The sequence below is a fragment of the Nibrella viscosa genome, from assembly GCF_039541875.1.
Classification (GTDB): domain Bacteria; phylum Bacteroidota; class Bacteroidia; order Cytophagales; family Spirosomataceae; genus Nibrella; species Nibrella viscosa.
In genome coordinates, this window is record NZ_BAABHB010000021.1 from 17,463 (window position 1) to 44,104 (window position 26,642).

Consider the following 26,642-nt stretch of genomic DNA (forward strand, 5'->3'; position numbering starts at 1 on the left):
TTACTTCTTGTCAATCCGGTACAACCGTCCCTGGTCGGTAACGGCGTACAGGGCACCATCATTCCCCTGGGTAATGTCCCGGAAACGCTGGTTCTCACCCGACAGTAAGCGCTCTTCGCCGACTACCTTGTTGTTGTCAATCACCAGCCGCGCAATATGCATCCCACTGAGGGCACCTACAAACAGGTTGTTTTTCCATTCCGGTATGTTGTTCCCGCTGTAGAAGGTCATGCCACTGGGTGAAATCGACGGATCCCAGTAGTACACAGGCTGTTCCATTCCCTCTTTCTGCTGAATGGCATCACCAACTTGCTTACCACTGTACTCAATACCGTAAGTAATAGTAGGCCAGCCATAGTTCTTGCCCGGCTGAACCCGATTGATCTCATCGCCACCACGCGGACCGAACTCGCCTTCCCACAGGTCACCTGTTACCGGGTGAATGGCCAGACTTTGCACGTTCCGATGTCCGTAGGAATAAATTTCCGGTCTTCCGTCTTTACCAATGAATGGATTGCCGGCAACCGGCTTTCCGTCTTTTGTAATGTGGATAACTTTACCCAGACCAGAGTTAACATCCTGCGCCTGCGGCCGGGTAACCAGGTCAGACCGCTCACCGGTACTAATAAACAGGTTACCGTCTTTATCGAAAAGAATGCGGCCACCATAGTGCAGGGTTCCTTTATAGGCCGGAGTAGCCCGGTAAATGACCGTGGTGCCTTCAATCCGCTTTTCATCGGCAGACAGTTTTCCCTTGGCTACGGCCGTCAGGTTTCCGTCGGATAGCGGCTCGGAGAACACCCAGTATACCATTCGGTTCTGCGCAAAAGCAGGGTCGACCCGCACGCCCAGCAGACCACCCTGACCGTTGGCGTTAACCGTCGGCAAACCGGTAATGGGAGCACTCAATTGACCATCCTTCGTAGCAATCCGCATGGTGCCGCCTTTTTCGGTAATCAGCAGCCGGCCGTCGGGCAGGCTGGTAATACCCCAGGGATTCTTAAGGTCACTGGTCAGGACTTTGCCTTCGTAATTGGTGGTTGTTTTTACCCCGGCCACCCTGGTCTGACCGGCAAAGGCTGGTTTATAGGCCGGCGAATTAGGTTCTTTTGTTTCTACAGGAGGCTGGCTGGTATTACTGGCGATTTGTGCAGAAGGATTTTGGCCGCAGGCCGTTAGGGATAGGGTAGCGCCCGTTAAGAGCAATAGGAGTTCTTTTGTCATTGTAAGTTGTAACAGAAGTTTATAAGTAAATCTAAAACGCTACTAAAACGTTCGCCGAGCCCTATTAGGTTCTTTTCTTTCCCAATATGCGTTGCTAAGTAGCCCTAAAAGTACTACTTTTCCCTGCTTAATATAAACCTATTCCTACTCCTGCCTTATGAATCAGTTGCACTGGGCCGATTATGTGGTCTTCTGTGTTTATTTTGTTGTCGTTGCCGGATACGGCTATTGGATTTATTACCGCAAGAAATCCGGCCAAACTGATACCAAAGATTTCTTCCTGGCCGAAGGTTCGCTGACCTGGTGGGCCATCGGGGCTTCGCTGATTGCCTCCAATATTTCGGCGGAACACTTTATCGGTATGGCCGGCTCCGGTTTCGCTATGGGACTGGCCATCTCTTCGTACGAGTGGATTGCCGCTGCTACGCTGGTCATTGTCGCCGTGTTTTTCATTCCGATTTACCTGAAGAACAAAATTTATACGATGCCGCAGTTTCTGGCGCAGCGGTACAACGATACGGTCAGCACTATTCTGGCTATTTTCTGGCTGGTGGTGTACGTGCTGGTTAACCTGACATCTATCCTTTATCTGGGCGCTATTGCGGTGGAGACCATCTCCGGTATTTCGTTTACCACCTGTACCATCGGGCTGGCGGTTTTCGCTATTTTCATTACCCTCGGCGGCATGAAGGTCATCGGCTATACCGACGTCATCCAGGTTATTGTACTCATTTGCGGAGGTCTGGTTGTTACCTACCTGGCGCTGCAACTGGTATCGGACAAGAGTAATAGTCAGGGGGTTCTTAGTGGCCTGAGTATGCTGCGTGACCAGGCCGATGACCACTTTCATATGTATTTTGCGCAGGGGCACCCCCATTATAATGTGTTACCCGGCATGGCGCTGATTACCGGCGGTATGTGGATCAACAACCTGTCGTACTGGGGCTGTAACCAGTATATTGTGCAGCGGGCGTTGGGTGCCGATCTGAAGACGGCCCGGAGCGGTATTCTGTTTGCGGCCTTTCTGAAGCTGCTGATTCCGCTGATCGTGGTTATTCCAGGCATTGCCGCTTTTGTGCTCTTTAAAAACGGCACTTTCCAGCAGGCCATGACTGACCCCACCGGCGTTGTAAAACCGGACCAGGCGTATCCGGTATTAATGAATCTGCTGCCTGCCGGCATGAAAGGATTGGCCTTTGCGGCTCTGACCGCGGCTGTGGTGGCGTCATTGGCTGGGAAGTGCAACAGTATTTCTACCATTTTCACGCTGGATATCTACAAGAAGTTTTTTGATAAAGATGCCTCGGAGCGTAAACTGGTGAATGTAGGTCGCTGGGCCGTTGTTGTGTCCTTTATTATCGCTATCATTATCGCGCCGATGCTGCGCTCGTTCGATCAGGTGTATCAGTACATTCAGGAATATACCAACTTCCTGACGCCAGGGGTATTTGCCATCTTCCTGCTGGGCTTCTTCTGGAAGCGTACTACTACCAACGCTGCCTTAACGGTGGCCATTCTGACTATTCCGTTCTCGACGCTGCTCAAGTTCTGGCCGGAGCTGATGCAGGTGATTAACGTTCAGGCCGACGAAATTCCCTTCCTGCACCGCACAACCTGGGTATTTTGTATCGATGTGGCGCTTATGGTTGTGATTACCCTGCTTGATTCCAGCAGCCGGCAGAATCCGAAGGGGTTGGAGGTGGACAGGCGAATGTTCCGCGTTTCGCCTTTGTTCGTAATCGGTTCAGTCGCAATCATTAGCATCCTGACGGTGTTATATACGGTATTTTGGTAACCGTTCCGTCAGAACATCATGTTTTAATCCTGTTTTTATAAATTGGTTGTAAATTTACGTGACTAACAGACACTTGATATGAAAGTTGCCTCCTTATCAGAACAAGAGAAAGCGCCCCTCGATAGCCTCGAACAGTGGGAAGACGACCTGCTGCTACGTTATCCTGAACCGGAGCATAAGGCCAAAGACGAATATCGGAACTACGATAATCCGGGCCGTGACACCGTTCGGGAGTTCTACCGGCTTAATCATACCTACCAGACGTATGATTTTGTCATGGAAAAAGAGCGGGAGTTTCTGAAGTTCGATAAGAAGGAAATGCCGGTTTGGGGCGTGGCCGAATTCCTGAACACACTCATCGACGACTCGGACCCCGACACCGACCTCGACCAACTGCAACACCTGCTGCAAACCTCTGAAGCCATCCGGGCCGATGGTCATCCCGACTGGTTTGTGCTGACGGGCTTCCTGCATGACATGGGTAAAGTGCTGTGCCTGTTCGGTGAGCCGCAGTGGGCCGTGGTGGGTGATACCTTCCCGGTCGGTTGCCGGCATTCCGACAGAATTGTCTATCCCGAGTTCTTTGAACTCAACCCGGATTCAAAAGACGAGCGTTATAACACCAAATACGGCGTGTATGAGCCGAACTGCGGCCTGCGCAACGTGCATATGTCGTGGGGGCACGACGAGTACCTGTACCAGATGATGAAGCCGTACATGCCCGAGCCGGCGCTGTACATGATGCGCTACCACTCATTTTACGCCCAGCACCGCGAGCATGCCTACGACCACCTGATGGACGACCACGACCGGGAGATGTTCAAGTGGGTGAATAAATTCAACCCATACGATTTGTATTCGAAGAGTCCGAAGCCGCCGGTGGTTAGCGAACTGAAGCCGTATTACGAAGACCTCATTGCCAAGTATCTGCCGGATACCATTCGGTTGTAAAAGTTGCGACCGGCAGGGGTACTGATTAAAGAGAAATAATGTTTATTTTGGACGGGCCGGCAAGGATGCTGGCCCGGACTTTTTATGCTCACCCTCTTCATTGCCATTTACCTCTTATCTAACATTGCCATTGGTGCCTGGGCGGCACGGAAAGTAACTACCTCGCAGGACTTTGTACTGGCGGGTCGGCAGTTGCCGCTGGTGCTGGCTGCTTCGGCTACGTTTGCCACCTGGTTCGGCTCGGAAACGATCATGGGGGCACCGGCTATGTTTGTCGAGGGGGGTATACCGGCTATCATTGAAGAGCCGTTTGGGTCGGCGCTGTGCCTGTTTCTAGTGGGAGCCTTTTACGCCCGGCCGCTGTATCGGCTTAACATTACTACTTTCTCCGACTACTTCAGTATGCGCTTCGGGCGCTCGGCCGAGTTGCTGTCGGCTGTCATTGTGATTCCCTCCTACTTTAGCTGGATTGCCGCCCAGCTTATCGCTATCGGTATTGTGCTGAATGTAGTCATGGGCATACCGATGGCGTACGGTATTATGGCCAGCGCGACCATTGTGATGATATACACGATGCTGGGTGGTATGTGGTCGATATCCGTCACCGACTTTATCCACAACATCATCATTATTATTGCCCTGCTGGTATTAGCCGTTTCGCTCTGGAACCAGGTAGGCGGCTGGGAAACTATTCAGCGACGCACGCCGGAAGGCTTTTTTCGCTTTTATCCGCATGGCTCTCTTAAGGAAATTTCACAGTATATAGCGGCCTGGTTTACCATTGGCTTAGGCTCTATTCCGCAACAAGATGTTTTCCAGCGGGTCATGTCGGCCCGGTCGGAGAATACCACGGTTCGGGCGTCGTATCTGGCTTCGGGTTTGTACCTGTCGGTAGCCGCGCTGCCCTTGTTTATTGCATTAAGTGCCCGCTGGCTGCACCCTGACTTGCCAGCCGATAACCAACTGCTCATTCCGAACATGGTACTCCGGCATGGCAGTCTTTTCCTTCAGATATTGTTTTTTGGTGCGCTTACGTCGGCCATTCTGAGTGTATCCAGTGGGGCGATACTGGCACCGGCGACCGTATTTGGCGAGAACATTGTCAAGTTCTTCCGGCCTGATATTAAAGACAGTACGCTGCTGTACATCATCCGTATGGCCGTAGCGGCTATCTCCATCATCTGCGTCTGGATGTCGACGGCGCGGGAAATGAACATTTTTGAACTCGTTGGGGAGTCCTCTGCGTTCAGCCTGGTCTCTTTATTCGTCCCATTAACGGCCGGTATCTACTGGAAACGCGCCAACCTGACCGGCTGCCTGGCTTCGATCAGTCTCGGTTTCATTGTCTGGCTCGTCTGCCTCTGGCTGGAAACCGAATTCCCGGCCATGCTGTATGGCCTGTTAGCGAGTACCGTGGGAATGGTTGTGGGGAGTTTGGTTAATGTGCCGGCCAGCATCTTTGCCAGTCAACGCTAAAAAGCCGGCAAGGCGGTCCGGCGTACCGGTACTGGCTGAAACATTATCCAAAAAACTGCTGACTTATCTTACCAATGTACTCCAGGCTGTTCCGGGTATTCAGCCAGCGCTGAATCTGCCGGCCGACGTTCGGATACATATTCAGGCTGTCCAGTTCTGAAACGGGTTTCCAGACGACCGCCAGGGCTGTGGTGTGCTCTGGATTAAGGACCGGCTCGCCATCGGTAATCTCCCCGGTAAATACCATATGCAGGACATCCTCCTTCGCCTGCGGGAGCATGACTTCACCGGCAAAAGCAAGGGGTCCTACCTCTACATCTATGCCTAATTCCTCCTGCAATTCCCGGATGAGCGCTATATCTAAGGTTTCTCCCCGGTCGGGGTTGCCGCCGGGAAGTGCGTATACATCTTCCTCGCCGTAGCGGTATTGCATCACCAGAATCTGATTGTCGCGCTGAATAAGTAGAGCAGGTCGTACTTTCATCTTATAGATAAGCAAGTTTTAACAAGACTACGAATAAACCCTGACTATGAAAATGAATTCGATTTGTAAACTACTACTGAGCTTCCTGGCGCTTTGTTCAGTTACCGCTTATGGGCAATCGGCTGCCGGCGATGCTATATTGGTTTTTTCTAAAACCAAGGGTTATCGGCATCAATCCATTGGCGTTGGAAAGCTTGCCATCATGAAGCTGGGAGCCGATAACAGGTTCCGCGTCGATACAACCGAGGATGCCTCGCTCTTCACGCCCGAAAAACTACGGCAATACAAAGCGGTGATTTTTCTGAGCACAACCGGCGATGTCCTGGATAATACCCAGCAAACGGCCTTTGAACAGTATATTCGGAATGGGGGCGGATACGTCGGTATTCACGCAGCCGCGGATACGGAATACGACTGGCCCTGGTACAACCAATTAGCAGGAGCATATTTCCTGCATCACCCCAAGCAGCAAAACGCCGACATTCAGGTTGTTGATAAAAAGCATCTATCTACGAACATGCTGCCCGACCGCTGGAAGCGATTCGACGAGTGGTATAGTTATAAAAACATCATTCCTGAATTGCATGTGCTGGCAAAACTCGATGAAACAACCTACGAAGGGGGCCGGAACGGAGATAATCACCCTATAGCCTGGTATCGCGAATTTGACGGCGGTCGGTCCTTTTACACGGGACTCGGACATACCGATGCGTCTTATAGCGAACCGCTCTTCCTGCAACACGTTCTTGGCGGTATCAAATATGCCATGGGCCGGAAAAAATAAGTCAACTCCGGCAGGTGCAGGCTTTGTTTATTCTGTCTGTACCTGCCGGGGTATATTAAAATCTCGCCAGTACCTTCTCTGACACCGTTTGCCCGATCGACAAAGACGAAGTAGCGGCCGGCGACGGCGCGTTGCAGACATTGATGGCTTTGTCGGTTTCCAGAATGGCAAAATCGTCGAGCAGCCCGCCGGTGCGGTCGCAGGCCTGGGCACGCACACCCGAGCCACCGTCTTCAAGGTCGTCTTCCTGAATGTCGGGTATGAGTTGCTGCAGGGCTTTGGTGAAGGCCGCTTTGGAAAACGAGCGGTACATCTCGCCCAGGCCGGTTTGCCAGTAGCGGCCCGCTACCTTCTGAAAACCCGGCCACGTCAGCGTTTCGTACAATTCCTTCAGGTTTACGTCGGACTTCCGGTAGCCCTCCCGCTGAAACGCCAGCACGGCATTCGGGCCAGCTTCGACGCCACCGTGTACCATGCGGGTGAAATGCACGCCCAGGAACGGGAAGTTCGGGTCGGGTACGGGATAAATCAGGTGCCTGACCAGGTATTCCTTATGGGGTTTTATCTTGTAATACTCACCCCGGAAGGGCACAATGCGCAGGTTAATAGGCTCCCGCTGCGTCAGTTGGGCAATTTTGTCGGAGTATAGGCCCGCGCAGTTGACGACCAGTCTGGTTTCGTAGGTGCCCTTATTCGTCACTACAATAGACAGGCTGTTGCCAGGCGTTATGTTTTCTACCCGCTCACCAAGGCGCAGTTCACCGCCCAGGGCCTGGAACCGCTCAGCATATTTTTCAGCTACCTGTTTGTAATCGATTATGCCGGTTTGCGGCACCCGGATACCTTCAACGCCATTAACGTACGGCTCTATTTCCCGCATCTCGGCCTGACTTAGCTTCCGCAAACCGGTGAGGCCGTTCTGCTGCCCCCGCTCAAACAGGATGTTCAGTTGAGGGATTTCTTCGGGTTTTGTGGCTACCACAATTTTCCCGCACAACTCGTAGGGTACGCCCTCCTGGTTGCAGAAATCGAGCAGCATGTGGTACCCCCGGATACAGTTCGTGGCTTTCAGACTGCCGGGCTTGTAATACAGTCCTGAGTGAATAACCCCGCTGTTGTGGCCGGTCTGGTGCCGGGCCACACTCAGTTCTTTCTCAATTACAGTTACGGTAAGGCCGGGGCGCTGCTTTTTAAGCTGCAAGGCTGTGGCTAAGCCGACGATCCCCCCGCCAATGATAACGACATCGGTCATTTTTGTTAGTTTGAGGTTTGAGGTTTAAAGTCTGAGATTAGTTTAACTACAAACCTCAGACTTTAAACCTCAAACTAATTCGGAAAAGATAGTTTGCCCATAGTAACGGTTGGGACACCCTGACGGTCGCCAAACGAGGTTTCTCCGCCCGCTACGGCTTCGTTGGCCAGCACGGCAAACAGAACGGCTTCCTTGGCGTCGCCCGAAATGCCTAAATCATCGGTCCGGCCAAATTCGCAATCCGGCAGGAGCTTCTGAATGGCATCCGTCAGCACCGGATTATGCATCCCTCCCCCGCTCATGTAGACATGATATTGCTCGTTGCGGTCCAGCACCCGCTGAATGGCCTCCGCAATGGTTTCCGCGCTGAACCGGGTCAGCGTGGCCACGAGGTCTTCCGGAGACAGCGAGGTGGTCTGGCTGCGCTGCTGCGCCAACCGAACATAATCCAGGCTGAACAGCTCAGGTCCCGTTGTTTTGGGAAACGGAGCGGTAAAGAAGGTGTCTTTTTTCAAGGCCGTCAGCAGGTCTATGTTTACTTTACCGCCGGCGGCAATTTCCCCGTCCGCATCAAAGGGCTTATTGAACGAGCGCCGGGTAAAGGTATCAATCAGCGTATTACCGGGGCCGGTATCCGTGGTGAAAACCTGGTTGGCATCCAGGTCGGCGGGCAGGTAGGTAAAGTTGGCAATACCGCCCATGTTCAGCAGGATGCGATTCTCGCCTTTTTTCGAGAACACAAAGTAATCGCCGTAAACGGCCAGCGGAGCGCCTTCGCCCCCGTGGGCTGTATGCTTTTGCCGGAAATCGCTCAGCGTAATTATACCCGTTGTGGCCGCGATATGGTCGCCGTCGCCGATTTGCAGCGTGGCATTGGGAAATTTATCCAGCTTATGCAGAATTTTGGGGGCATGAAAAACGGTTTGGCCATGGCTGGCAACCAGGTCAACCTCCTCCGGCGCAACGCCCCACTGGCTCAGACAATCCAGGATCAAGCGGCCGTGAAGCTGCCCAATCCAGGGGTTGAGTAAACAAAGATGCTGAAAATCGATTTCCTTCTTAGCAAAGACTTTGCGGATTTCGGCCTTGATGTCGTCGCCGTACGGTATCGTAGCAAAATGCGTCAGGGTAACGGATGTATTCGTGCCGCTACCGGCAATCCGGCAATAGGCTACGTCGAGGCCATCCAGCGATGTACCTGACATTAATCCGATAATCCGGCGTTCCGGTCTGCCGGCCAGCCGATACAATTTTTCTATTTGTGCGTTCATAAGCCCCACGTCCGAAGGGCAAAAATACCAAATTAGTTAGTCTAAATACGTATGTGGTCAGGCGATGAGCAGTTCGCTTTTTTCGAAAATATCCTGTTTCTGGCCCTGGGCCATTCCGTTGAAGTCATTGAAACCCGTTTTCTCTCCGGGGGCGACATCAACACAGCCGCTCAGGTCTTTACCTCCGAGGGTCTGTACTTTGCCAAATGGAACACCGCCGACAAGGAGGGCATGTTTGAATCCGAAGCCCGTGGGCTGGACTTGCTGCGACAGACAGAGGCCATTCATATCCCTACCGTAATCGGTTACGGGCAGCACCACGACAAAGCGTTTCTGCTGCTGGAGTATATCGACTCCGCCACCCCCCAGCGCAATTACTGGGAGACGTTAGGCCATTCGCTGGCGGTCATCCACTCGCATACCCAGCCGGCGTTTGGCTTGCACTTCAACAATTTTATTGGCTCACTGCCGCAGGACAACACTCCCGGCACCAACGGCCCGGAGTTCTTCTTCCTGCACCGGCTGCTGCCCCAGGCGGGTATGGCGCTGTACAAGGGCTTGATTGATAAAGACCTCTACGACCACTTTTTCCGGCTGCACCGCCAGCTTCCCAACTTGCTCCCCAATGAACGGCCGGCCCTACTGCATGGTGACCTTTGGTCGGGTAATGTGATGGTGAATGATACCGGTGCGCCAGCCCTGATAGACCCCGCTGTTTATTACGGCTATCGGGAAGCCGAGCTGGCATTCACTAAATTATTCGGCGGATTTGACCAGCGGTTCTACGATGCTTACAACGAGACCTTTCCGCTGGAAGACGGTTTTGAGCAGCGCGTTCCCATCTACAACCTCTATCCGCTACTGGTTCATGTGAACCTATTTGGCAGCGGCTACGTGAGTGGTGTGGAGAAGGTACTGCGCCGGTTTTGAGGCTGGTAGCTGCACGGATAATAAGTTTTTTGATAAGGTTGGTGCGCTATACGTAACTTGTTGTCTGCGCTGCGGCTAAACTCCTCAGCAACTACTTCATCAACCAACGATAAGAATATGAGCACCAACATGGAGCCTGTAAAGACGTACGCCCTGCCCGTCGGCGTCACCCTCGACCGCTATATCATGCGGAAGCAGAGCGATTTTCCGTTTGCCACCGGTGAACTTTCCCAACTGCTACGGGATATAGCCCTGGCCGGAAAAATCATCAACCGCGAAATCAACCGGGCCGGTCTGATTGACGTAACCGGCGCATTCGGAGCCAACAATGTGCAGGGCGAATGCCAGCAAAAGCTGGATGTTATCGCTAACATCCGCTTTATCCGGGCACTCAAAAACGGCGGAGAAGCCTGCGCCATTATCTCCGAAGAAGACGAGGAAATCATTTACACCGGTAATGACCACGCCAAATACGTCGTCGCCATGGACCCGCTCGACGGCTCGTCCAATATCGACGTAAACGTATCCATCGGCACCATTTTCTCCATTTACCGCCGGGTAACGCCCACCGGCACCCGCGCCACCATTGATGATTTTATGCAGGGTGGCCGTAAACAGGTAGCCGCCGGTTATATTCTGTACGGCTCCTCAACCATGCTTGTTTACACCACCGGTCACGGCATCAGCGGCTTCACCTACGACCATTCGCTGGGTGAGTTTTTCCTGTCCCACGCCGAAATCAACAGCCCCGTCACCGGCACCATTTACTCCTGCAACGAAGGCAATTACCCTATGTTTCCGGCCACCGTGCGCGATTATGTGGATAGCTGCCGCCAGAAAAACTTTATGGCCCGGTACATTGGCTCCCTGGTTGCCGACTTCCACCGCAACATGATTAAAGGCGGTATTTACCTCTACCCACCTACCGAAAAGACACCTAAAGGCAAGCTGCGGCTGCTGTATGAATGCTTTCCGCTCGCTTTCCTGGCCGAGCAGGCCGGCGGCCGCGCTTCCGACGGCTTCCGCGACATCCTCGACATGGAGCCTACTCACCTGCACCAGCGCACGCCCCTCTACATTGGAGCCCGGCAGTTGGTGGAGGAGTTGTTGGGGAAGATGTGAGATTAGTCGATAGTCAATAGTCGTCAGTCATTAGTGCTGACGCCAGATCCACTATCGACTAAAGACTATTGACTAACAACTATTATCTACCTTTGCACTATGGAAATCACTTCGTTCGAAGATTTTAAGCTGAACCGGCAGTTGCTGAATGCGGTGGCGGACGCCGGCTATACCGAGCCGACGCCTATTCAGCAGAAGGCCATTCCGCTGGTGCTGGGGAATCATGATGTGCTGGGCATTGCCCAGACGGGAACAGGCAAAACAGCCGCGTATGTGCTGCCTTTGCTGATGAAAGTAAAGTACGCCCAGGGAAACAATCCCCGGGCGCTCATTCTGGCTCCTACCCGCGAGCTGGCGATGCAGATTAACCAGGCTATCGGTGAACTGGGAAAATATACGGATTTGCGGCACCTGGCCATTTATGGTGGTCTGGGGCCTAAAACACAGATACAAACTTTACAGCAGGGCGTTGATATTCTGGTAGCCACGCCGGGTCGTTTTATGGACCTTTATCTGGCGGGGGAAATTGTGACAAAGGAAATCCGCACGATGGTGATGGATGAAGCGGATAAAATGATGGATATGGGCTTTATGCCCCAAATCCGACGTATCCTGGAGGTGATACCGGTAAAGCGCCAGAATCTGTTGTTTTCGGCTACGTTTCCCGAGAAAGTAGAACGACTTTCGGCCGAGTTCCTGGAAGCACCGGTGCGGGTAGAGGTAACTCCCCAGGCGTCTACTGCAGAAATGGTGAGTCAGAAATTATATGAGGTACCTAACTTCCGGACTAAAATAAACCTGCTGGCGCACCTCATCAGCGATGAAGCCGTTCACCGCGTCATTGTCTTTGCCCGTACCAAGCAAACGGCCGAGAACATTTACAAATTTCTGGCCCGGAAAGTCGTGGCCGAAGACGGTATAAAAGTTATCCATGCCAACAAAGGGCAAAATACCCGCATCAATGCCATGGAGGCTTTTAAGGAAGGCAACATCCGGGTGCTGGTTGCGACGGACGTAGCCGCCCGGGGGATAGATGTTGCAGAAGTCAGCCATGTGATTAATTTTGACGTCCCGCTGATCTACGAAGATTATGTACACCGCATCGGCCGGACCGGGCGGGCCAACCGGACCGGAGAGGCCATTACGTTCCTGACGGCACCGGAAGAGTACCACGTGCAGAAGATTGAGAAAATTATCCGGATGAAGATTCCCAGGGAGTCGATTCCAGAAGGCGTAGCGATTACGCCAACGCCGTTTGACGAACAGCAGGCGATGCTGCGGGAAATTGACGAGCAGCGCAAAAAAGAGGATCCAACGTTTCAGGGAGCCTTTCACGAGAAAAAACAGCATCCTGGTACCGCTGCCAAAAGCAAAAGTCCGGGCAAAACCAGAGCAGCCGGCGCGAGGCCGAAAACCGCTTCTGCCAGCCCCAAAACCGGTAACCGGCGTACCAAACCCCGCAACGGGCGCAGGTAATTTTCGGATAATGCACTAATTTACTGGTCTATTCGTTCTTACGGAACAGAGTAGTATATGTCCAGAATGAGCATTCGGATTCTCCCTAATGTGGTATCGTCAGTTACCGCCCGGTATCTGCTGTGCGGTTTTACAATATTGCCGTTTCTAACTCAGGCTCAGCCGGTTCAAAAATCGTTTACCCAGGCTGATGGCAAACAATTGATGACGTCGGCCCGTACGGCCGATACCGCCGTAAAAGGCAAACCAGTTGAATCCCCGTCGATCTCAACGGCACCGGCTACCCCGCAGGTGACTGCGGCCGCCCATGTGCTGCCACTCTTCGGTGAGCGCCCCAAAACGGCGGAGCAGATTGGCCGCGAAATCCAATTCCTGAACGAATGTGACCAGAATTTTACCAGCCGGCAGGAAGCCAGTCAGTTCTTTTCTGCCCGTGGCTGGGATTACCTGTCCGAAGGGCAATTAGACACAGCTGCTTACCGGTTCAATCTTTCCTGGCTGCTGAATGATAAAAACTCAGATGCCTATTGGGGTCTGGGGGTGGTGAGCTACCAGCGAAACGACCTGCCGCAGGCGGTGCGAATGCTGAAAAAAGGATTGAATGTAGCCGACACAAACGTGGTATTGATGACCGATCTGGCTACCGTTCAGATTCGGCTGTATCAGGAAAAACAGGATCTAAATGAGCTGAACGATGCTGAGTCGCTCCTGCAAAAGTCGCTTACTATTGTGCCGAACAACCCAAATGCGTTCGTCAAACTGGCGCTGGTCAATTATGAACGGACCGAGTACGCCAAAGCCTGGGAGTATTTCCACAAAGCTCGCATCCTCGACATATCCGTAATCGATTTAACCTTCCTGAACGAGTTACTAAGCAAGCAACCCGACCCACAAGGAGTGTTTAAGTAGGCAGTTGGTTCAGTAGGCAGAAAAAATACGAGCCGGACTATTTTGTCCGGCTCATTTTGTTTATGCATAATCTGTAAGTGACTGTGTCTGCTTACTGCCTGCTTCAATTATCCGTCTCCTCCTCCTCAACCACCGTTGTAGATTTCTCTTTTGGGCGCTCGTAGACCATTTTGCCTTTTTCATCCCATTCACTGATGACGTAAGGCTCAAAATCGGTGTCCCAGCGGTCGCGGCCGTACTGCATCAGCTTCTTACGCATCCGGCGTTGGGTGGTGGGGTAATATTCGGTCCAGCGGCCTACTTTTACACCATTGTCATACGTACCGTCGATGGCCATCTGACCGTTTTCGTAAAAAGCCATGTACCGTCCTTTTGTCTGGCCGTATTCTACCGGAATAATTTCTTTAATCTTCGTATGCGCCGAATCGTAGTACGTGATGTGCGACTCAGCCGGGAAGCCCCGGTGCCAGTTTGTTTTGTCCAGCAGCATAAACTTCTGGTCGTACTTTTCCCAGCGGCCGTCTTTGGTTCCGGCATAGTAATAGCCTTCCTCCACCAGATTGCCGGCCTGATAGCGTTTATAGGGTCCGTGCAGCAGTTGCGCCTGCGACTTATCTTTAATAACTGAACTGGTTACCCGTCGGCCTTTGGCGTCATACCAGAATACTTCCCGCGCATATGGGTTGGGATCCTGGTAGTTTTTCAACACAAAAAACTCTTCGATAATCGTCCGGTCACCGCTGCCATATTTGGTAGAGGCCTTGACCATTGGTAAGCCGGCGTAATCCGTTTTTGAGACTTTCTTCTTCGGGCTTTTCCTGCTGGCCTCTTTCATCCGTTTTATCTTCAGGCCGAGGTCAGGCAGTGCACCGGAAAACAGGTCATTAATATCATTGGGTTTAGTCCCCGTGGGCGCTAATACTGGTTTTTCACTGGTGGTAAATGAAGAAGGAGCCGATGTCGTCGATGCGGAGGGGACCTGTGCCGGAGCCCCATTGTATAACAATATCAGCAAAAGCACTAGTAAAAACGGTATTCTGGCCATACTGGCAAACGATTGGTACGCAAAGAGTGTTAGTTTTGCAACGCTCAATAGCGCCATTTAGTATTCTAAAGTTAACACCAAATCACGGCATTTGCACCTGATACAGAGTGGAAAAGCAAGCTAAACTATATATTGCGGGCCACCGGGGCATGGTTGGTTCCGCTATCGTTCGCCGATTGAAAGCCGAAGGCTTCGACAATATCGTTACCCGTACCTCCTCTGAACTGGACCTTCGCCAACAGGCTGAGGTAACCGATTTCTTTGATCAGGAAAAGCCGGATTATGTATTCCTGGCAGCTGCTAAAGTCGGCGGCATCTGGGCCAATAATACCTACCGGGCCGAATTCCTATACGATAACCTGATGATTGAAGCCAACATCATTCAGGCGGCTCATCAGTCAGGCGTCAGGAAGCTGATGTTTCTCGGTTCCTCGTGTATCTACCCCAAAATGGCCCCTCAGCCGCTACAAGAAGACTCGCTGCTGACGGGTCTTCTGGAGCCGACCAACGAACCCTATGCCATTGCCAAAATTGCGGGTATCAAGCTTTGCGAAGCCTACCGGAGCCAGTACGGCAGCAATTTTATTTCGGTGATGCCGACGAACCTCTATGGTCCGAACGATAACTACGACCTGCAAAACTCACACGTACTGCCGGCGCTTATCCGTAAGTTCCATGAGGCTAAAGTGAACAATCAGCCCTACGTCGAAGTATGGGGTACGGGTTCGCCCCGGCGGGAGTTCCTGCACGCCGATGACCTGGCCGATGCCTGTGTTTTCCTGATGAAGAACTACAATGACGAGCATTTTGTCAACATCGGTACGGGTGAAGACATCACCATTCGCGAACTGGCCGAACAGATTAAAGAAACCGTCGGCTACGAAGGCGAACTCCGCTGGAACACCGACAAACCCGACGGTACCCCCCGCAAACTGATGGATGTTTCCCGGCTCCACGCCATGGGCTGGCGCCACCGCATCGAACTGAACGAAGGCTTAGCGCTGACATACCAGGACTTCCTGGCCAATGAACTATCCTACGTAGAGTAGGCAGTTCGCAGAAAAAATTCCCAAGCAGCTTTTCAAGTCTGCCCACTGCGAACTGCCTACCTAAATCTTCTTCGCCGGATTGCCAAACACCGTTGCTCCCGCATCAACGTTCTCCACTACAACCGAGCCCGCGCCAATGCGGGCGTTTTTGGCGACAGTAACCCCGGCGATTATAGTTACTCCGGTGCCGATAAAAGCCCCCTCCTCCACTTTTACGCCACTGTTGATAATGGCCCCGGTACCGACCTGCACGTAGTCACCCAGTTCGGCATTGCTTTCAATAACAGCCCCTGACTGAATAATGCAGTGTTGACCAACCGTCGCAAACGGGTTAACGACGGCACGGGCGGCTATCAGATTACCGTGTCCGATACTGGCTAAAGGTGACACCACAGCGGTATCATGGACGGCATTAACAGGTTGCACGTGCCGGCGGTCGTTCAGCATCTTCACCAGCCGCTTGCGTACCCGCGCATCGCCTATGGCTACGCAGGCTTCACACTTTTGGCCTATGAGCTTCAGAAAACCATCATCGTCGGTCTCACCCAGCACAGACAGTTCGCCGAACTCCTTCCCGTGTAACTCCTTGTTATCATCCAGAAAACCGTAGACGACTACCTGATTACGCTGAAAGATATCGAGAGCCGTGACACCCAAATTACCGGCTCCAAAAATCAGAACGGGATTCTCCATGTATCCTTACCTATTAAGTATCTGTAAATACGGCACGTCTCCAAAATGAAAGAAGCCGACAATCAGAAGCGAAGCCTTCTGTCTTCTTTAAAAACGCTTCTGAAGTAAATCGTTCATAAAACACAAAAGTAATTTATTTATCTGCTCGACATCTACAACAGTAGCCCGTGCTTTACACCAGCCTACTACCTCTACTGGAACAATAAACCGGGCTTGTCGTGTGACTTTTATCACGGAACTTGAAAAGGTTTTCTCCGAACTTTGTATCAAGCCAAAACGAAGCTATAATTCGTTCATCTTCGAATTTTGGTACTGGCTTAGTAGCTGTTAAACTGACTTTGTCTGGAATAAATTAACCCTGCAGGAGTTAATACGGTTGTATACTCATCAGGAGTAGCCTGGATGTTAGTGGCTATAGTGTTTAATCGATAAAAGTTATGGTAAAAAACTGGAATATAATGCGAATAGTCCGGCTGGTAGCTGGCGTAGCTATTCTGTGGAGTGCTTATGCTAATAACCAGCCGCTGCTGGGGCTGTTAGGCGGGTTGTTGCTGATTCAGGGCGCACTCAATGTAGGCTGTGGCCCGGCTGGCTGTCGGATTCCCAAATCAGAAAAGCGTTCGGTCAGAAATGCAGCTGACAATTCGGTTAAAGATGTCAGGTATGAAGAAATATAGAGGTTGATCTGGTAGTAAGCTTTTAATGCTTTTATAGCAACCGGTACTATCGTCAGAATGGCCCTACCGTATCTTTTACTTTAAGGAGGTTCGGATGAACCAGACCGTACACAGGAACAGCCTGAATAAACAATTTTTTGTATGAAAATTGAGCAGTTCGAAGATAAAGGGTTAGCGCATTATTCCTATGCGATTCTAAGTGAATGTCAGCAAAAGATAATCTTGATTGATCCGGCCCGGGACCCAAAGCCTTATTACGCTTACGCTGAAGCTAATAGTGCCCAAATTGTCGGCGTTATCGAAACGCACCCTCATGCTGATTTCGTTAGCTCCCATCTGGAAATCCACCAGATAACTGGGGCCACTATTTACGCTCATAGCCTGGTCGGGGCCGATTACCCCCATGAATTTTTTGACGAAGGCGCAGAAATTCATTTAGGAAAGATTAAACTAAAATCTTTGCATACGCCAGGCCACTCGCCCGATAGTATTTGCATAGTCCTGAATCATGATGGAATAGACAAAGCGGTATTCACCGGAGATACGCTCTTTATAGGGGATGTAGGCCGTCCCGATTTGCGTGAAAATGTGGGAAATTCAACTGCCAAACGGGAGCAACTTGCCCGCCAGTTGTACTACAGCACCCGTGAAAAACTCATGAAACTGGAGAATGATATATGGGTGTACCCGGCACACGGGGCCGGATCACTCTGTGGCAAAGGTTTAAGTGAGGCCAACCGAAGCACCATTGGTACGGAGAAAAACGGCAATTATGCCTTGCAGCCAATGAGCGAAGCTGCGTTTATCAACCTTATTCTGGATGACCAGCCCTTTATCCCTAAATATTTTGAGTATGATGTTGCCGTCAACAGACAGGGAGCACCGGCATTTCAGGCCAGTATAGAGCGTGTTAAAAGGCTCGCCAGTAACTATACGCCAGAAGACGGCGCACTCCTGGTTGATGGCCGTAATCAATTGATATTTAAACGCGGTCATCTGAAAAACGCGATTAATATTCAGGAAGGGGACAAGTTTGAAACCTGGCTGGGCAGTATCGTGGCACCTGAAGAGCCGTTTTACCTGATAGCCGATAATGAGGATAAACTCGGCCGCCTGATTGCTAAAGCAGCTAAGATTGGGTATGAACGTTTCATTAAAGGAGCTTTTGTAATGGACGACACAGTTACTGAAGCGACTAATCCAACAATAGATCTGGATGCGTTTAAGCAACACCCGGATCGGTACACCGTTGTCGACGTGCGAAATGAATCGGAAGTGGATGAGAAAATCTTTTTTGCGCATGCAATCAATATCCCGCTTTCCCAGCTTCGTGAACGGGTGGAAGAGGTCCCTACTCACAAACCGGTAGTAGTGCACTGTGCTGGGGGGTACCGCTCAGCAGCCGGAACGAGTATTATTGCAGCGGCTTTACCGGAAGTAAAGGTCCTCGATCTGGGTGAAGCCGTCAATCAGTTTAAATAAGTCGATAATCACACCAGTAGCCGACTTTACTAAACCCATGTTGGCTACTTTCTTGTTAAAAACGGTTTTTTTGCAAAAGCGCTTACCGTTAATTATTCAAAGGATGGACAGTCTAGCCAAAAACACCCTGCAACAGCAGTTTCCTCAACTGGAATCCCCTCTCGCCGAGGAGATTCTGGAGCATAGCACGCTGCGGTTAGTGAAGGAAGGGGAAGAGGCTCTGCGAACCGGCCAGTATATACGGTCAACAGTCCTTGTCCTGAGCGGTCTGTTGAAAGTTTACCGGGAAGATGAGCATAGTAACGAGTTTCTGATGTATTATCTGGAACCAGGAAGTGCCTGCGCTTTGTCGATCATGTGTACAGCCCGCAGCGAGAAAAGCCAGGTTATGATCAAAGCGGTTGAGGATTCAGAAGTTATCCTGATTCCATCCCATCTGACGGAGTCCTGGCTGGCCAAATATAAAAGCTGGTATAATTTCGTCATTGCTTCATATCGCCAGCGGTTTGAAGAGCTACTGCAAACGCTGGACAGCGTAGCGTTTAAGAACCTGGATCAGCGGCTATTGTTCTACCTTAAACGCCATGTTAAGGTTAGTGGCTCTGACATTAAACTCTCACATCAGCAAATTGCCTATGAGTTGAATACTTCCCGGGAAGTAATCTCACGGCTGCTTAAAAAGCTGGAACAACGAGGGGCCATTATCCTGCACCGCAACTCGATTGAAGCCCATAACCTGAACAGCCTGTAAGGTCTCAGCTCGGTCAATAATTATACTTCCTGGCGGTAAGCAGTACCTCTGACCATATTGACAAACGTTTTAATCCGTTCGGTCGTAGCCGGACCCTGCTGCAGGTGGCGGATAAAGGCACTGCCCACAATGGCTCCGTTGGCATACTGGCAGGCAGTCTGGAAGGTTTCGTTATCCTTTATGCCAAAGCCAATTAGTCGCGGATTTCGCAGCTTCATGGCCTGGATGCGGTTAAAGTATGCCAGCATGGTATCTGTAACGCCTGTCTGCGAACCAGTGATGCTGGCCGAGGACACCATGTAGATAAACCCTTCAGAGACTTCATCGATTAGCTTGATACGCTTTTCTGCTGTTTGAGGGGTAATCAGAAAAATATTCTGCAGACCGTACGCCTTGAAAATAGATTCGTATTCCGACCGGTAAAGATCAAGCGGCAGATCAGGCAGGATTACACCATCAACACCCACTTCGCTACACTTCCGGCAAAAAGCTTCAACGCCGAATTGCAGAATGGGATTGATATAACCCATCAGCAGAATAGGCACGTCAATTTCGTTCCGGCAGCCCTGCAATTGCTCAAACAGCAGCTTCAGCGACATACCGTTTTCCAGCGCCTGCATATTGCTCTGCTGAATGGTTTCACCATCGGCAACGGGGTCGGAATACGGCATCCCGATTTCCACAATATCAACCCCGGCAGCCTGTAATCCCCGAAGAATCGGCAGCGTATCGTTTACCTGTGGAAACCCGGCGGTGAAGTAAATATTCAAGACCTCCTCGCGCTTGCGGGTGAAAAGGTTGGTGATTCTGTTTTTGGTAAGTGTTTCTTGAATCATACTGGTAGAACGGATTGCAAATCCGTTTTACGCGTTTATATACTTCGTATACGTGCTAAGGTCTTTATCACCCCGGCCGGAGAGGCAGACTACCACTACATCGTTCGGCTGTAGGCCCAGTTTAGGTAGTACGGCTATTGCGTGGGCTGATTCGAGGGCGGGAATGATGCCTTCCAGACGGCTTAGTTCCATAGCAGCCTGTACTGCTTCTTCGTCGGTAATGGCCCGGAAGTCGCCCCGGCCGCTGTCGAAGAGGTGGGCGTGCAGGGGGCCGATCCCCGGATAATCCAGACCGGCCGAGATTGAATAGGGCTCTGTTACCTGACCATCTTCCGTTTGCATCAGAATGGTGCGACTACCATGCAGGACCCCGGGCTTACCCAGCGCCGTTGTAGCGGCTGAGTGACCCGTTGTCAGCCCCATACCAGCCGCTTCAACAGCAACCAGTTTCACGGAAGGTTCATTCAGGTAGTGGAAAAACGCACCGGCGGCATTACTGCCTCCGCCTACGCAGGCTACCACATAATCCGGGTTGGGCCGGCCAACTTTATTGGTAAGCTGTTTCTTTATTTCTTCGGAAATAACCGACTGAAAACGCGCTACCATATCGGGGTACGGGTGCGGCCCCACCACCGAGCCGATGATGTAATGCGTATCGACCGGGTTGTTAATCCAATGCCGCATGGCTTCGTTGGTAGCGTCTTTCAGGGTTTGGCTCCCTGAGGTAGCCGGGACTACCGTAGCGCCCAGCATCCGCATCCGATCGACATTGGGCTTTTGCCGCTCCATGTCAATTTGACCCATGTAGACAATGCACTCCAGCCCCATCAGAGCACACACGGTTGCCGTAGCTACGCCATGCTGGCCGGCTCCGGTTTCGGCGACGATGCGCTGCTTGTCCAGGCGCTTCGCCACCAGAATCTGCCCAATGGTATTATTGATTTTATGCGCGCCGGTATGGCAAAGGTCCTCGCGCTTCAGATAAATGGTCGTGTTCAGTTGTTCCGACAGCCGACGGGCCAAAAACAGGGGAGTAGGCCTGCCTACATAATCGGCCAGCAATGCCCGGAACTCAGCCTGAAATTCCGGTTCGTTCATAATCTGGAGATAGTTTTCCCGCAGTTCCTCCACATTCGGGTACAACATCTCCGGTATAAAGGCTCCTCCGAAATGCCCGTAGAAGCCTTTATTATTTACCTCAAACGAGGTCTCTTTTAGTATATCCTCCATTTTCGTACGCTATTCTGAAAAGCGAATATTAGCACACACGGCAGGTTTTGCCGTTTTTCGATTACGCTATGTTGTACCAATTTAGGCGACTTCTTCGCGCTCAACGGGTTTCACCCGCTTAATCAGAGCACTCACCTTGTCTACGTCTTTGTAGCCGGCTACCAGCTCCACCTGACTGTTTACGTCGATGCCGTACAGTTTCAGGTGCTCCAGTTGCTTCAGGTCGTCCAGATTGTCGGGACCAATGCCCCCGCTCAGGAAGAACGGCTTTTCGTTGTCGTAGCGGTTCAGCAGATTCCAGTCAAACCGAACGCCATTACCACCCGGCTGGTCTCCTTTCGCGTCAAACAGAAAGAAGTCACAGAAAAGTTTGTAGTTGTTCAGCATACTGAAATTGAACGACGAATCGACTGTAAACGCTTTAATGATGCTAATACCCTTGTTACGCAGGTTCCGACAGAAGTCCGGAGTTTCGGTACCGTGCAACTGAACGTACTGCAGGTCGTACTTCTTTACAGTCCGAAGAATGTAGTCGGGACTGGCGTTGACAAATACGCCCACCTTTTTGATGGAACGGGGTAAAGCCTTTACCGCGTCTACATCCAGATCTTCACCCACATAGCGGGGAGATTTGTCGTAGAAAATAAACCCGATGAAATCGGGACCCAGAGCCGCCACCTGTTTCAGGTTCTCTGCATCACGCATGCCGCATACTTTTACTTTCATAGCGTATGATTGTTTGTGAAGGAAGGAGTTTGCCGTCTTAAATCAGCCACCAGACCGGCCAAGGCATCCGCCGGGGAAGGTGTTCGCATAAACGCTTCGCCAATGAGGAAGCCCTGATAACCGGCTTCCCGCAACATAAGCATGGTGGCTGCATCCTGCAGACCACTTTCCGTGACACGCACAAACGTGTCGGGTATGCGTTCCGCCAGCCGAAGCGATGTGTCGACCGACGTTACGAACGTTTTCAGGTTACGGTTATTTACTCCTACCAGATCCACCGTATCGGTAAGCGTACGGTCCAGTTCATCCTCATCATGTACTTCGAGTAGAACTTCGAGGCCTAAATCATGCGCTAAGCGGCTCAGGCTGGATACCTCCTCCGGCGACAGACACGCTGCAATCAGCAGAATCAGGTCGGCACCCCAGGCTTTGGCTTCCAGCAGTTGGTAAGGGTCAATGATAAAATCTTTACGAAGAATGGGCGTAGCCGGATTGGCCTGCCGGGCAGCCAGCAAATCATCGGGTGTTCCGCCAAAATAAGGCTCATCCGTCAGCACCGACAGGCAGGCCGCTCCGGCCTGTACATAGCCCTTCGTAGTCTCCGCTACAGACACCGACGCATTGATGATGCCTTTTGAAGGAGATTTACGCTTGAATTCGGCAATGATACCCGTCGAGTCGGCGGCCGTAATGGCTTGTCTGGCCGACAGGGGAGTACGTTTGAATGAAGGATGCTGTTCCAGTTCCCGCGCCGACGTACCTGCCCGACGCTGGGCTACTTCACTTCTTTTATGCTGGACAATCTGCTCTAAAATATTCATTCGCTCGTTCAACGCTCCAGTTACGACGGGCGGTTACGCCACTAATTTTTTGAAGCCGGCCAGAGCCCGCTTGCTTTCCAGTGATTCGCGGGCCATGGCAATGGCTTCCTCGTTGGTTGCCGCTCGCTCAGACGCCAGCAGGGCCATGGCCGCGTTGGCCAGTACGGCCTGCTTTTGGGCCGTTGTGGCCTCATCATTCAGCACGTTCATAAATATACGTGCCGAATCCTCTACCGACTCTCCACCCGACAATTCCTCCGGCTGTAATTTACTTAAACCCAATTGATTAGGCTCCAGTAACTGCTCCGTCCGGTTGGTAATTATCTTAAACGCTCCGGTAAGCGAAACCTCATCATAACCATCCAGGGTATGGAGGATCATAAATTGCTTATCCGTTTGCTGATAAAGATAAGCATATAATCTGGCTAATTCAAGACTGAACACCCCTACAAGCTGTTTTTGAGGCATTGAGGGGTTAATCATGGGGCCCAATACATTGAAAAAGGTCTTTACACCCAGTTCCTTTCGGATAGGTGCGACGTTTTTCATGGCCGGATGAAAGAGCGGAGCGTGCAGAAAACAGATACCTGCTTCTTCAATTTTCCGCTGCAATTCGCCAATGTCATTCGTAAACCGGTGACCCAAATATTCCATCACCGTAGACGAACCGCATAGCGATGATACCCCGTGATTACCGTGTTTCGCCACCCGCTGACCGGCACCTGCTACAACAAAAGCCGATAGAGTCGAAATATTGAAGGTATCTTTACCATCTCCGCCAGTGCCGCAAAGGTCCATTGCATCGTAACCTGCCAAATTAACAGGCAGGCATAATTCGAGCATCGCATCCCGGAAGCCTTCCAGCTCTTCCAACCGCACCGGGCGCATCATATAAACCGTCAGAAACGACGCAATTTGTGAGGAGTTATACTCGCCCCGGCCAATACCTAGCAGTACCTGTTTAGCCTGATCTTTGGTGAGTGACTTGTATTCAAAAAGGAGATTCAGAATTTCTTTCATGATTGTCTCAGCCAGCATCCCTGCCGGCTATTTTTATTTACTTCATGTTACATTTAAATGAGCTTACGCGTACAAGGCCAGCAGGGCGGTCCCGCTCCGGCGTATCAAACGTCTCGGTGCTGACAGATACATTAAGCATCCAGCCAATTCACCAGCATCTGCGCTCCATTCTGCGTCAGCACCGACTCCGGATGAAATTGTAAGCCTTTAACATCGTATTTGGTATGCGAAAGCCCCATCACCTCTCCGTTCTCATCCACTACTGTTACTTTTAAATCTGCGGGCATGGAATCCGCTACCACGGTCCAGGAATGATACCGGCCTACCAGTAGCTCTTCGGGAAGACCTTTGAAAATACGGTCAGTTTGGTCGGTTATATACGCTTTATGCGCTACTCCATGCAGCACATCATCCATATTTTCCAGCGTCGCACCAAACACTTCGCCGATTCCCTGGTGACCCAGGCAAATGCCTAAAATACTTTTTTCCGGTGCATAAGCAGCGATTAGGTCCTGCATAATACCAGCCTCAGAAGGGATACCAGGACCAGGAGAAAGCAAAATCTTGTCGTACTTTGATACATCTTCCACCGCTATTCTGTCATTCCGGTAGACATCTGGTTTATGCCCCAGTTCGCGCAGAATATAAACCAGGTTATAGGTAAAGGAATCGTAATTATCTAATACCAGCAATTTCATAGTCTCTGTGTATTACAATGTTTTCGCCTGCTCAATCGCCGTCCGAAGAGCCGCCAGTTTGTTATGTACTTCCTGCGATTCGCTATCCACTACCGATTTCGCCACGATACCGGCCCCAGCCTGATAAAAGAGTCTGTTATCCTTACTCATGAAGGTGCGAATCATAATCGCCTGATTGAATTCTCCATCGAAACCCATGTAGCCGATACAACCCGAATAGAAGCCCCGGCTAATGTTCTCGTAGCGGTCAATCAACTGCATGGCCATATGCTTGGGAGCACCGGAGAGGGTACCCGCCGGGAAAGTCTCAGCAACGATTTGAAGCGGGTCAGCCTCTGCATTCAAATCACCTACAACTTTTGAGACAAGGTGGATAACGTGCGAATAAAACTGCACCTCTTTGAATGTTTCAACTTTGACCACATCACAGTTTCGGCTAAGGTCGTTGCGGGCCAAATCAACCAGCATAACGTGTTCGGCTGATTCTTTCGGATCGTTATATAGTTTCTGTGCCAATTCAGCATCAGCCGCATCATCACCCGACCGGCGGAAGGTGCCGGCAATTGGGTAGATAGTAGCTTTCCGATCTTTTATAACGATCTGCGACTCCGGCGAAGAGCCAAATAGTTTGAAGCTGCCGTAGTCAAAGTAAAATAGATAGGGAGACGGGTTGAGGGAACGAAGAGCCCGGTAAACATTAAACTCATCACCAATGAATGGAGTTGAGAAGCGACGTGAGAGAACAATTTGGAAAACATCACCCCGCTTGCAATGGTCTTTACCTTTCTGAATGACGGCTTTGTATTCCTCATCGGTAAAATTTGACTGCTCCTGACCAGCTGTGTCAAAGGAGTAAGTCGCATAGTTGCGACTAGTAATCAAAGAGCTTATATACTCCAGATTGCTCTCCGGCAGTTTTTCCCCTTCTTTGGTATAGCTATGCTCAAAGAGGTACAACTCATCTTTAAAATGGTTAATAGCTACTACATACCGGTAAACCTGAAATACGATAGCAGGTATGTTATTTTCTTCAGGAGTAGGAGCTGTTAAGGTGATATCCTCAAAGCTTTCGACCGACGGAAAACCAAAGTAGCCAAACAAACCATTAGTAATAAACGGGAAGTTCGGCTTTTGATGGTCAAAACTGTCCTTGAACTGCTGTAAAGCGGGTAATACTTCGTCCTTACGAACATTCCGAATGTGTGGTTCTTCGCCAGGCAGTTTTACACTGAGGGTTTCACGATTATATTCAAATCGGGCAACAGGGTCAAAACAGACGTAGGAAAAGCTGTTTTCGTTACCGTGATAGTCGGAGCTTTCCAGCAAAAGGCTGTTCAGAAAGCGGTCGCGGATGCGCAGATAGATACTGACAGGTGTAATGATATCCGCCAGCATCCGTTTGTACCGGCTGTTGACCGTGTAGACTGAGGTTGGGGTAAGTGTCTGAGGTTCCATTTTAAATTGAGATTTAGCGCAAAAAATAAGGCCTACTGGGATGACAGTAGGCCTTTAATACGTATAAGGTATATACAAAAAGGTGGCACTGCTCATCCCGCGAGAGAAGAACGCCACCACCAAATCATATTTACTGTAGACAAGTTCACGTACTCTATTAGTTTTGTCGGGGTGAGAGGATTCGAACCTCCGGCCTCTACGTCCCGAACGTAGCGCGCTACCAGGCTGCGCTACACCCCGTATTGTCGTGCAAATATAAGGTTAGGATGAATCTTTGCAAAAGGGAACTGCTAAAATTTGAAAATAGTAACCCTACCAAAAGCACGTGTCCTATAAAACGCCAAAAGCCGACCCACAAGGTCGGCTTTGTCTGGCTTGATAGTTGAGGTGGCAGCTACCTACTCTCCCACCGGTGAAGGCAGTACCATCGGCGTTACGGGGCTTAACGGCTCTGTTCGATATGGTAAGAGGTGTCCACCCGCACT

The 26,642-nt window shown here is 51.0% G+C and carries 24 protein-coding genes, 1 tRNA gene and 1 rRNA gene; 11 read left to right on the forward strand and 15 right to left on the reverse strand.

The genetic code is table 11. From position 1 onward, the window contains the following. Positions 1–1,224: a PQQ-dependent sugar dehydrogenase gene (locus ABD931_RS27980; protein ID WP_345271377.1), complete on the reverse strand. Its 1,224-nt coding sequence runs from the start codon at positions 1,222–1,224 to the stop codon at positions 1–3. 157 nt (positions 1,225–1,381) lie between these two features. Between ABD931_RS27980 and ABD931_RS27985 the strand changes: the two genes are divergently transcribed. The 3 genes from ABD931_RS27985 (at position 1,382) to ABD931_RS27995 (ending at position 5,446) form a co-directional block, all read left to right on the forward strand. Beyond that, positions 1,382–3,019: a sodium/sugar symporter gene (locus ABD931_RS27985; RefSeq protein ID WP_345271378.1), complete on the forward strand. Its 1,638-nt coding sequence runs from the start codon at positions 1,382–1,384 to the stop codon at positions 3,017–3,019. A 78-nt stretch (positions 3,020–3,097) separates the two neighbouring features. Next, positions 3,098–3,970, forward strand: coding sequence for an inositol oxygenase family protein (locus tag ABD931_RS27990; protein WP_345271379.1), 873 nt, complete (start codon positions 3,098–3,100; stop codon positions 3,968–3,970). Between the two features lie 84 nt (positions 3,971–4,054). After that, complete coding sequence (locus ABD931_RS27995) at positions 4,055–5,446, forward strand: high affinity choline transporter 1 (RefSeq protein WP_345271380.1); 1,392 nt, start codon at positions 4,055–4,057, stop codon at positions 5,444–5,446. Between the two features lie 43 nt (positions 5,447–5,489). On the opposite strand, the gene ABD931_RS28000 is transcribed toward ABD931_RS27995, so the two are convergent. Further along, positions 5,490–5,930, reverse strand: a complete 441-nt coding sequence (locus tag ABD931_RS28000; protein ID WP_345271381.1) for an NUDIX domain-containing protein — start codon at positions 5,928–5,930, stop codon at positions 5,490–5,492. A gap of 52 nt (positions 5,931–5,982) precedes the next feature. Here ABD931_RS28000 and ABD931_RS28005 point away from each other — a divergent pair, with 52 nt between their 5' ends. Further along, a complete protein-coding gene (locus tag ABD931_RS28005; RefSeq protein ID WP_345271382.1) occupies positions 5,983–6,714 on the forward strand; it encodes a ThuA domain-containing protein in 732 nt (243 codons plus the stop codon). Positions 6,715–6,769: 55 nt separating this feature from the next. Here the strand turns inward: ABD931_RS28005 and lhgD are convergent, their stop codons facing one another. Both lhgD and ABD931_RS28015 read right to left on the reverse strand, forming a co-directional pair. Continuing rightward, positions 6,770–7,966 carry an L-2-hydroxyglutarate dehydrogenase gene (gene lhgD, locus ABD931_RS28010; protein ID WP_345271383.1) on the reverse strand — a complete coding sequence of 399 codons (1,197 nt, stop codon included), beginning with the start codon at positions 7,964–7,966 and terminating at the stop codon, positions 6,770–6,772. A 74-nt stretch (positions 7,967–8,040) separates the two neighbouring features. After that, a complete protein-coding gene (locus tag ABD931_RS28015) occupies positions 8,041–9,237 on the reverse strand; it encodes an anhydro-N-acetylmuramic acid kinase (RefSeq protein WP_345271385.1) in 1,197 nt (398 codons plus the stop codon). Between the two features lie 45 nt (positions 9,238–9,282). Here ABD931_RS28015 and ABD931_RS28020 point away from each other — a divergent pair, with 45 nt between their 5' ends. The 4 genes from ABD931_RS28020 (at position 9,283) to ABD931_RS28035 (ending at position 13,674) form a co-directional block, all read left to right on the forward strand. Further along, complete coding sequence (locus ABD931_RS28020; protein ID WP_370469365.1) at positions 9,283–10,167, forward strand: fructosamine kinase family protein; 885 nt, start codon at positions 9,283–9,285, stop codon at positions 10,165–10,167. 117 nt (positions 10,168–10,284) lie between these two features. After that, a complete protein-coding gene (fbp, locus tag ABD931_RS28025) occupies positions 10,285–11,289 on the forward strand; it encodes a class 1 fructose-bisphosphatase (protein ID WP_345271387.1) in 1,005 nt (334 codons plus the stop codon). A gap of 99 nt (positions 11,290–11,388) precedes the next feature. Continuing rightward, positions 11,389–12,765, forward strand: coding sequence for a DEAD/DEAH box helicase (locus tag ABD931_RS28030; RefSeq protein WP_345271388.1), 1,377 nt, complete (start codon positions 11,389–11,391; stop codon positions 12,763–12,765). A gap of 57 nt (positions 12,766–12,822) precedes the next feature. Next, on the forward strand, positions 12,823–13,674 hold the full coding sequence (locus tag ABD931_RS28035) for a tetratricopeptide repeat protein (RefSeq protein WP_345271389.1): 852 nt from the start codon (positions 12,823–12,825) through the stop codon (positions 13,672–13,674). 103 nt (positions 13,675–13,777) lie between these two features. Here ABD931_RS28035 and ABD931_RS28040 read toward each other — a convergent pair whose 3' ends face one another. Then, positions 13,778–14,695 carry a toxin-antitoxin system YwqK family antitoxin gene (locus tag ABD931_RS28040; protein ID WP_345271402.1) on the reverse strand — a complete coding sequence of 306 codons (918 nt, stop codon included), beginning with the start codon at positions 14,693–14,695 and terminating at the stop codon, positions 13,778–13,780. 131 nt (positions 14,696–14,826) lie between these two features. Between ABD931_RS28040 and fcl the strand changes: the two genes are divergently transcribed. After that, positions 14,827–15,768: a GDP-L-fucose synthase gene (gene fcl, locus ABD931_RS28045; protein WP_345271390.1), complete on the forward strand. Its 942-nt coding sequence runs from the start codon at positions 14,827–14,829 to the stop codon at positions 15,766–15,768. A 60-nt stretch (positions 15,769–15,828) separates the two neighbouring features. Here the strand turns inward: fcl and ABD931_RS28050 are convergent, their stop codons facing one another. Beyond that, the gene (locus ABD931_RS28050) at positions 15,829–16,461 is read right to left on the reverse strand and encodes an acetyltransferase (protein WP_345271391.1); all 633 of its coding nucleotides are present in this window, start codon (positions 16,459–16,461) and stop codon (positions 15,829–15,831) included. An 818-nt stretch (positions 16,462–17,279) separates the two neighbouring features. Between ABD931_RS28050 and ABD931_RS28055 the strand changes: the two genes are divergently transcribed. Together ABD931_RS28055 and ABD931_RS28060 are read left to right on the forward strand one after the other, a co-directional pair. Then, positions 17,280–18,620, forward strand: coding sequence for an MBL fold metallo-hydrolase (locus ABD931_RS28055; protein WP_345271392.1), 1,341 nt, complete (start codon positions 17,280–17,282; stop codon positions 18,618–18,620). 103 nt (positions 18,621–18,723) lie between these two features. After that, the gene (locus ABD931_RS28060) at positions 18,724–19,371 is read left to right on the forward strand and encodes a Crp/Fnr family transcriptional regulator (RefSeq protein ID WP_345271393.1); all 648 of its coding nucleotides are present in this window, start codon (positions 18,724–18,726) and stop codon (positions 19,369–19,371) included. 20 nt (positions 19,372–19,391) lie between these two features. On the opposite strand, the gene trpA is transcribed toward ABD931_RS28060, so the two are convergent. From trpA to rrf, 9 genes are all read right to left on the reverse strand, one after another. Further along, positions 19,392–20,207 carry a tryptophan synthase subunit alpha gene (gene trpA / locus ABD931_RS28065; RefSeq protein WP_345271395.1) on the reverse strand — a complete coding sequence of 272 codons (816 nt, stop codon included), beginning with the start codon at positions 20,205–20,207 and terminating at the stop codon, positions 19,392–19,394. 27 nt (positions 20,208–20,234) lie between these two features. Continuing rightward, positions 20,235–21,437 carry a tryptophan synthase subunit beta gene (gene trpB / locus ABD931_RS28070; protein WP_345271396.1) on the reverse strand — a complete coding sequence of 401 codons (1,203 nt, stop codon included), beginning with the start codon at positions 21,435–21,437 and terminating at the stop codon, positions 20,235–20,237. An 81-nt stretch (positions 21,438–21,518) separates the two neighbouring features. Next, the gene (locus tag ABD931_RS28075; RefSeq protein ID WP_345271397.1) at positions 21,519–22,163 is read right to left on the reverse strand and encodes a phosphoribosylanthranilate isomerase; all 645 of its coding nucleotides are present in this window, start codon (positions 22,161–22,163) and stop codon (positions 21,519–21,521) included. Next, entirely contained in the window at positions 22,160–22,984 is an 825-nt protein-coding gene (gene trpC, locus ABD931_RS28080) for an indole-3-glycerol phosphate synthase TrpC (RefSeq protein WP_345271398.1), read from the reverse strand. Before trpC ends, ABD931_RS28075 begins: the two co-directional genes overlap by 4 nt. Positions 22,985–23,017: 33 nt before the next feature. Then, positions 23,018–24,004: an anthranilate phosphoribosyltransferase gene (trpD, locus tag ABD931_RS28085; RefSeq protein ID WP_345271399.1), complete on the reverse strand. Its 987-nt coding sequence runs from the start codon at positions 24,002–24,004 to the stop codon at positions 23,018–23,020. A 131-nt stretch (positions 24,005–24,135) separates the two neighbouring features. Next, entirely contained in the window at positions 24,136–24,702 is a 567-nt protein-coding gene (locus ABD931_RS28090; RefSeq protein ID WP_345271400.1) for an anthranilate synthase component II, read from the reverse strand. Positions 24,703–24,714: 12 nt separating this feature from the next. Further along, positions 24,715–26,097 carry an anthranilate synthase component I family protein gene (locus tag ABD931_RS28095; protein WP_345271401.1) on the reverse strand — a complete coding sequence of 461 codons (1,383 nt, stop codon included), beginning with the start codon at positions 26,095–26,097 and terminating at the stop codon, positions 24,715–24,717. Positions 26,098–26,323: 226 nt separating this feature from the next. Further along, a tRNA-Pro gene (locus ABD931_RS28100) sits at positions 26,324–26,397 on the reverse strand. Positions 26,398–26,542: 145 nt separating this feature from the next. Continuing rightward, a 5S ribosomal RNA gene (gene rrf, locus ABD931_RS29410) occupies positions 26,543–26,642 on the reverse strand; the annotation flags it as partial.

Bases quoted from the DNA above. Each gene is read 5' to 3' on its own strand.
- ABD931_RS28050 (WP_345271391.1), bottom strand. From the start codon at position 16,461: ATGGAGAATCCCGTTCTGATTTTTGGAGCCGGTAATTTGGGTGTCACG.
- ABD931_RS28090 (WP_345271400.1), bottom strand. From the start codon at position 24,702: ATGAAATTGCTGGTATTAGATAATTACGATTCCTTTACCTATAACCTG.
- ABD931_RS28000 (WP_345271381.1), bottom strand. From the start codon at position 5,930: ATGAAAGTACGACCTGCTCTACTTATTCAGCGCGACAATCAGATTCTG.
- trpC (WP_345271398.1), bottom strand. From the start codon at position 22,984: ATGAATATTTTAGAGCAGATTGTCCAGCATAAAAGAAGTGAAGTAGCC.
- lhgD (WP_345271383.1), bottom strand. From the start codon at position 7,966: ATGACCGATGTCGTTATCATTGGCGGGGGGATCGTCGGCTTAGCCACA.
- fbp (WP_345271387.1), top strand. From the start codon at position 10,285: ATGAGCACCAACATGGAGCCTGTAAAGACGTACGCCCTGCCCGTCGGC.
- ABD931_RS28075 (WP_345271397.1), bottom strand. From the start codon at position 22,163: ATGAAAGTAAAAGTATGCGGCATGCGTGATGCAGAGAACCTGAAACAG.
- trpD (WP_345271399.1), bottom strand. From the start codon at position 24,004: ATGAAAGAAATTCTGAATCTCCTTTTTGAATACAAGTCACTCACCAAA.
- ABD931_RS28005 (WP_345271382.1), top strand. From the start codon at position 5,983: ATGAATTCGATTTGTAAACTACTACTGAGCTTCCTGGCGCTTTGTTCA.
- trpB (WP_345271396.1), bottom strand. From the start codon at position 21,437: ATGGAGGATATACTAAAAGAGACCTCGTTTGAGGTAAATAATAAAGGC.
- ABD931_RS28060 (WP_345271393.1), top strand. From the start codon at position 18,724: ATGGACAGTCTAGCCAAAAACACCCTGCAACAGCAGTTTCCTCAACTG.
- ABD931_RS27995 (WP_345271380.1), top strand. From the start codon at position 4,055: ATGCTCACCCTCTTCATTGCCATTTACCTCTTATCTAACATTGCCATT.
- ABD931_RS27980 (WP_345271377.1), bottom strand. From the start codon at position 1,224: ATGACAAAAGAACTCCTATTGCTCTTAACGGGCGCTACCCTATCCCTA.
- ABD931_RS27990 (WP_345271379.1), top strand. From the start codon at position 3,098: ATGAAAGTTGCCTCCTTATCAGAACAAGAGAAAGCGCCCCTCGATAGC.
- ABD931_RS28035 (WP_345271389.1), top strand. From the start codon at position 12,823: ATGTCCAGAATGAGCATTCGGATTCTCCCTAATGTGGTATCGTCAGTT.
- ABD931_RS28055 (WP_345271392.1), top strand. From the start codon at position 17,280: ATGAAAATTGAGCAGTTCGAAGATAAAGGGTTAGCGCATTATTCCTAT.
- ABD931_RS27985 (WP_345271378.1), top strand. From the start codon at position 1,382: ATGAATCAGTTGCACTGGGCCGATTATGTGGTCTTCTGTGTTTATTTT.
- ABD931_RS28095 (WP_345271401.1), bottom strand. From the start codon at position 26,097: ATGCTGGCGGATATCATTACACCTGTCAGTATCTATCTGCGCATCCGC.
- ABD931_RS28015 (WP_345271385.1), bottom strand. From the start codon at position 9,237: ATGAACGCACAAATAGAAAAATTGTATCGGCTGGCCGGCAGACCGGAA.
- trpA (WP_345271395.1), bottom strand. From the start codon at position 20,207: ATGATTCAAGAAACACTTACCAAAAACAGAATCACCAACCTTTTCACC.
- ABD931_RS28030 (WP_345271388.1), top strand. From the start codon at position 11,389: ATGGAAATCACTTCGTTCGAAGATTTTAAGCTGAACCGGCAGTTGCTG.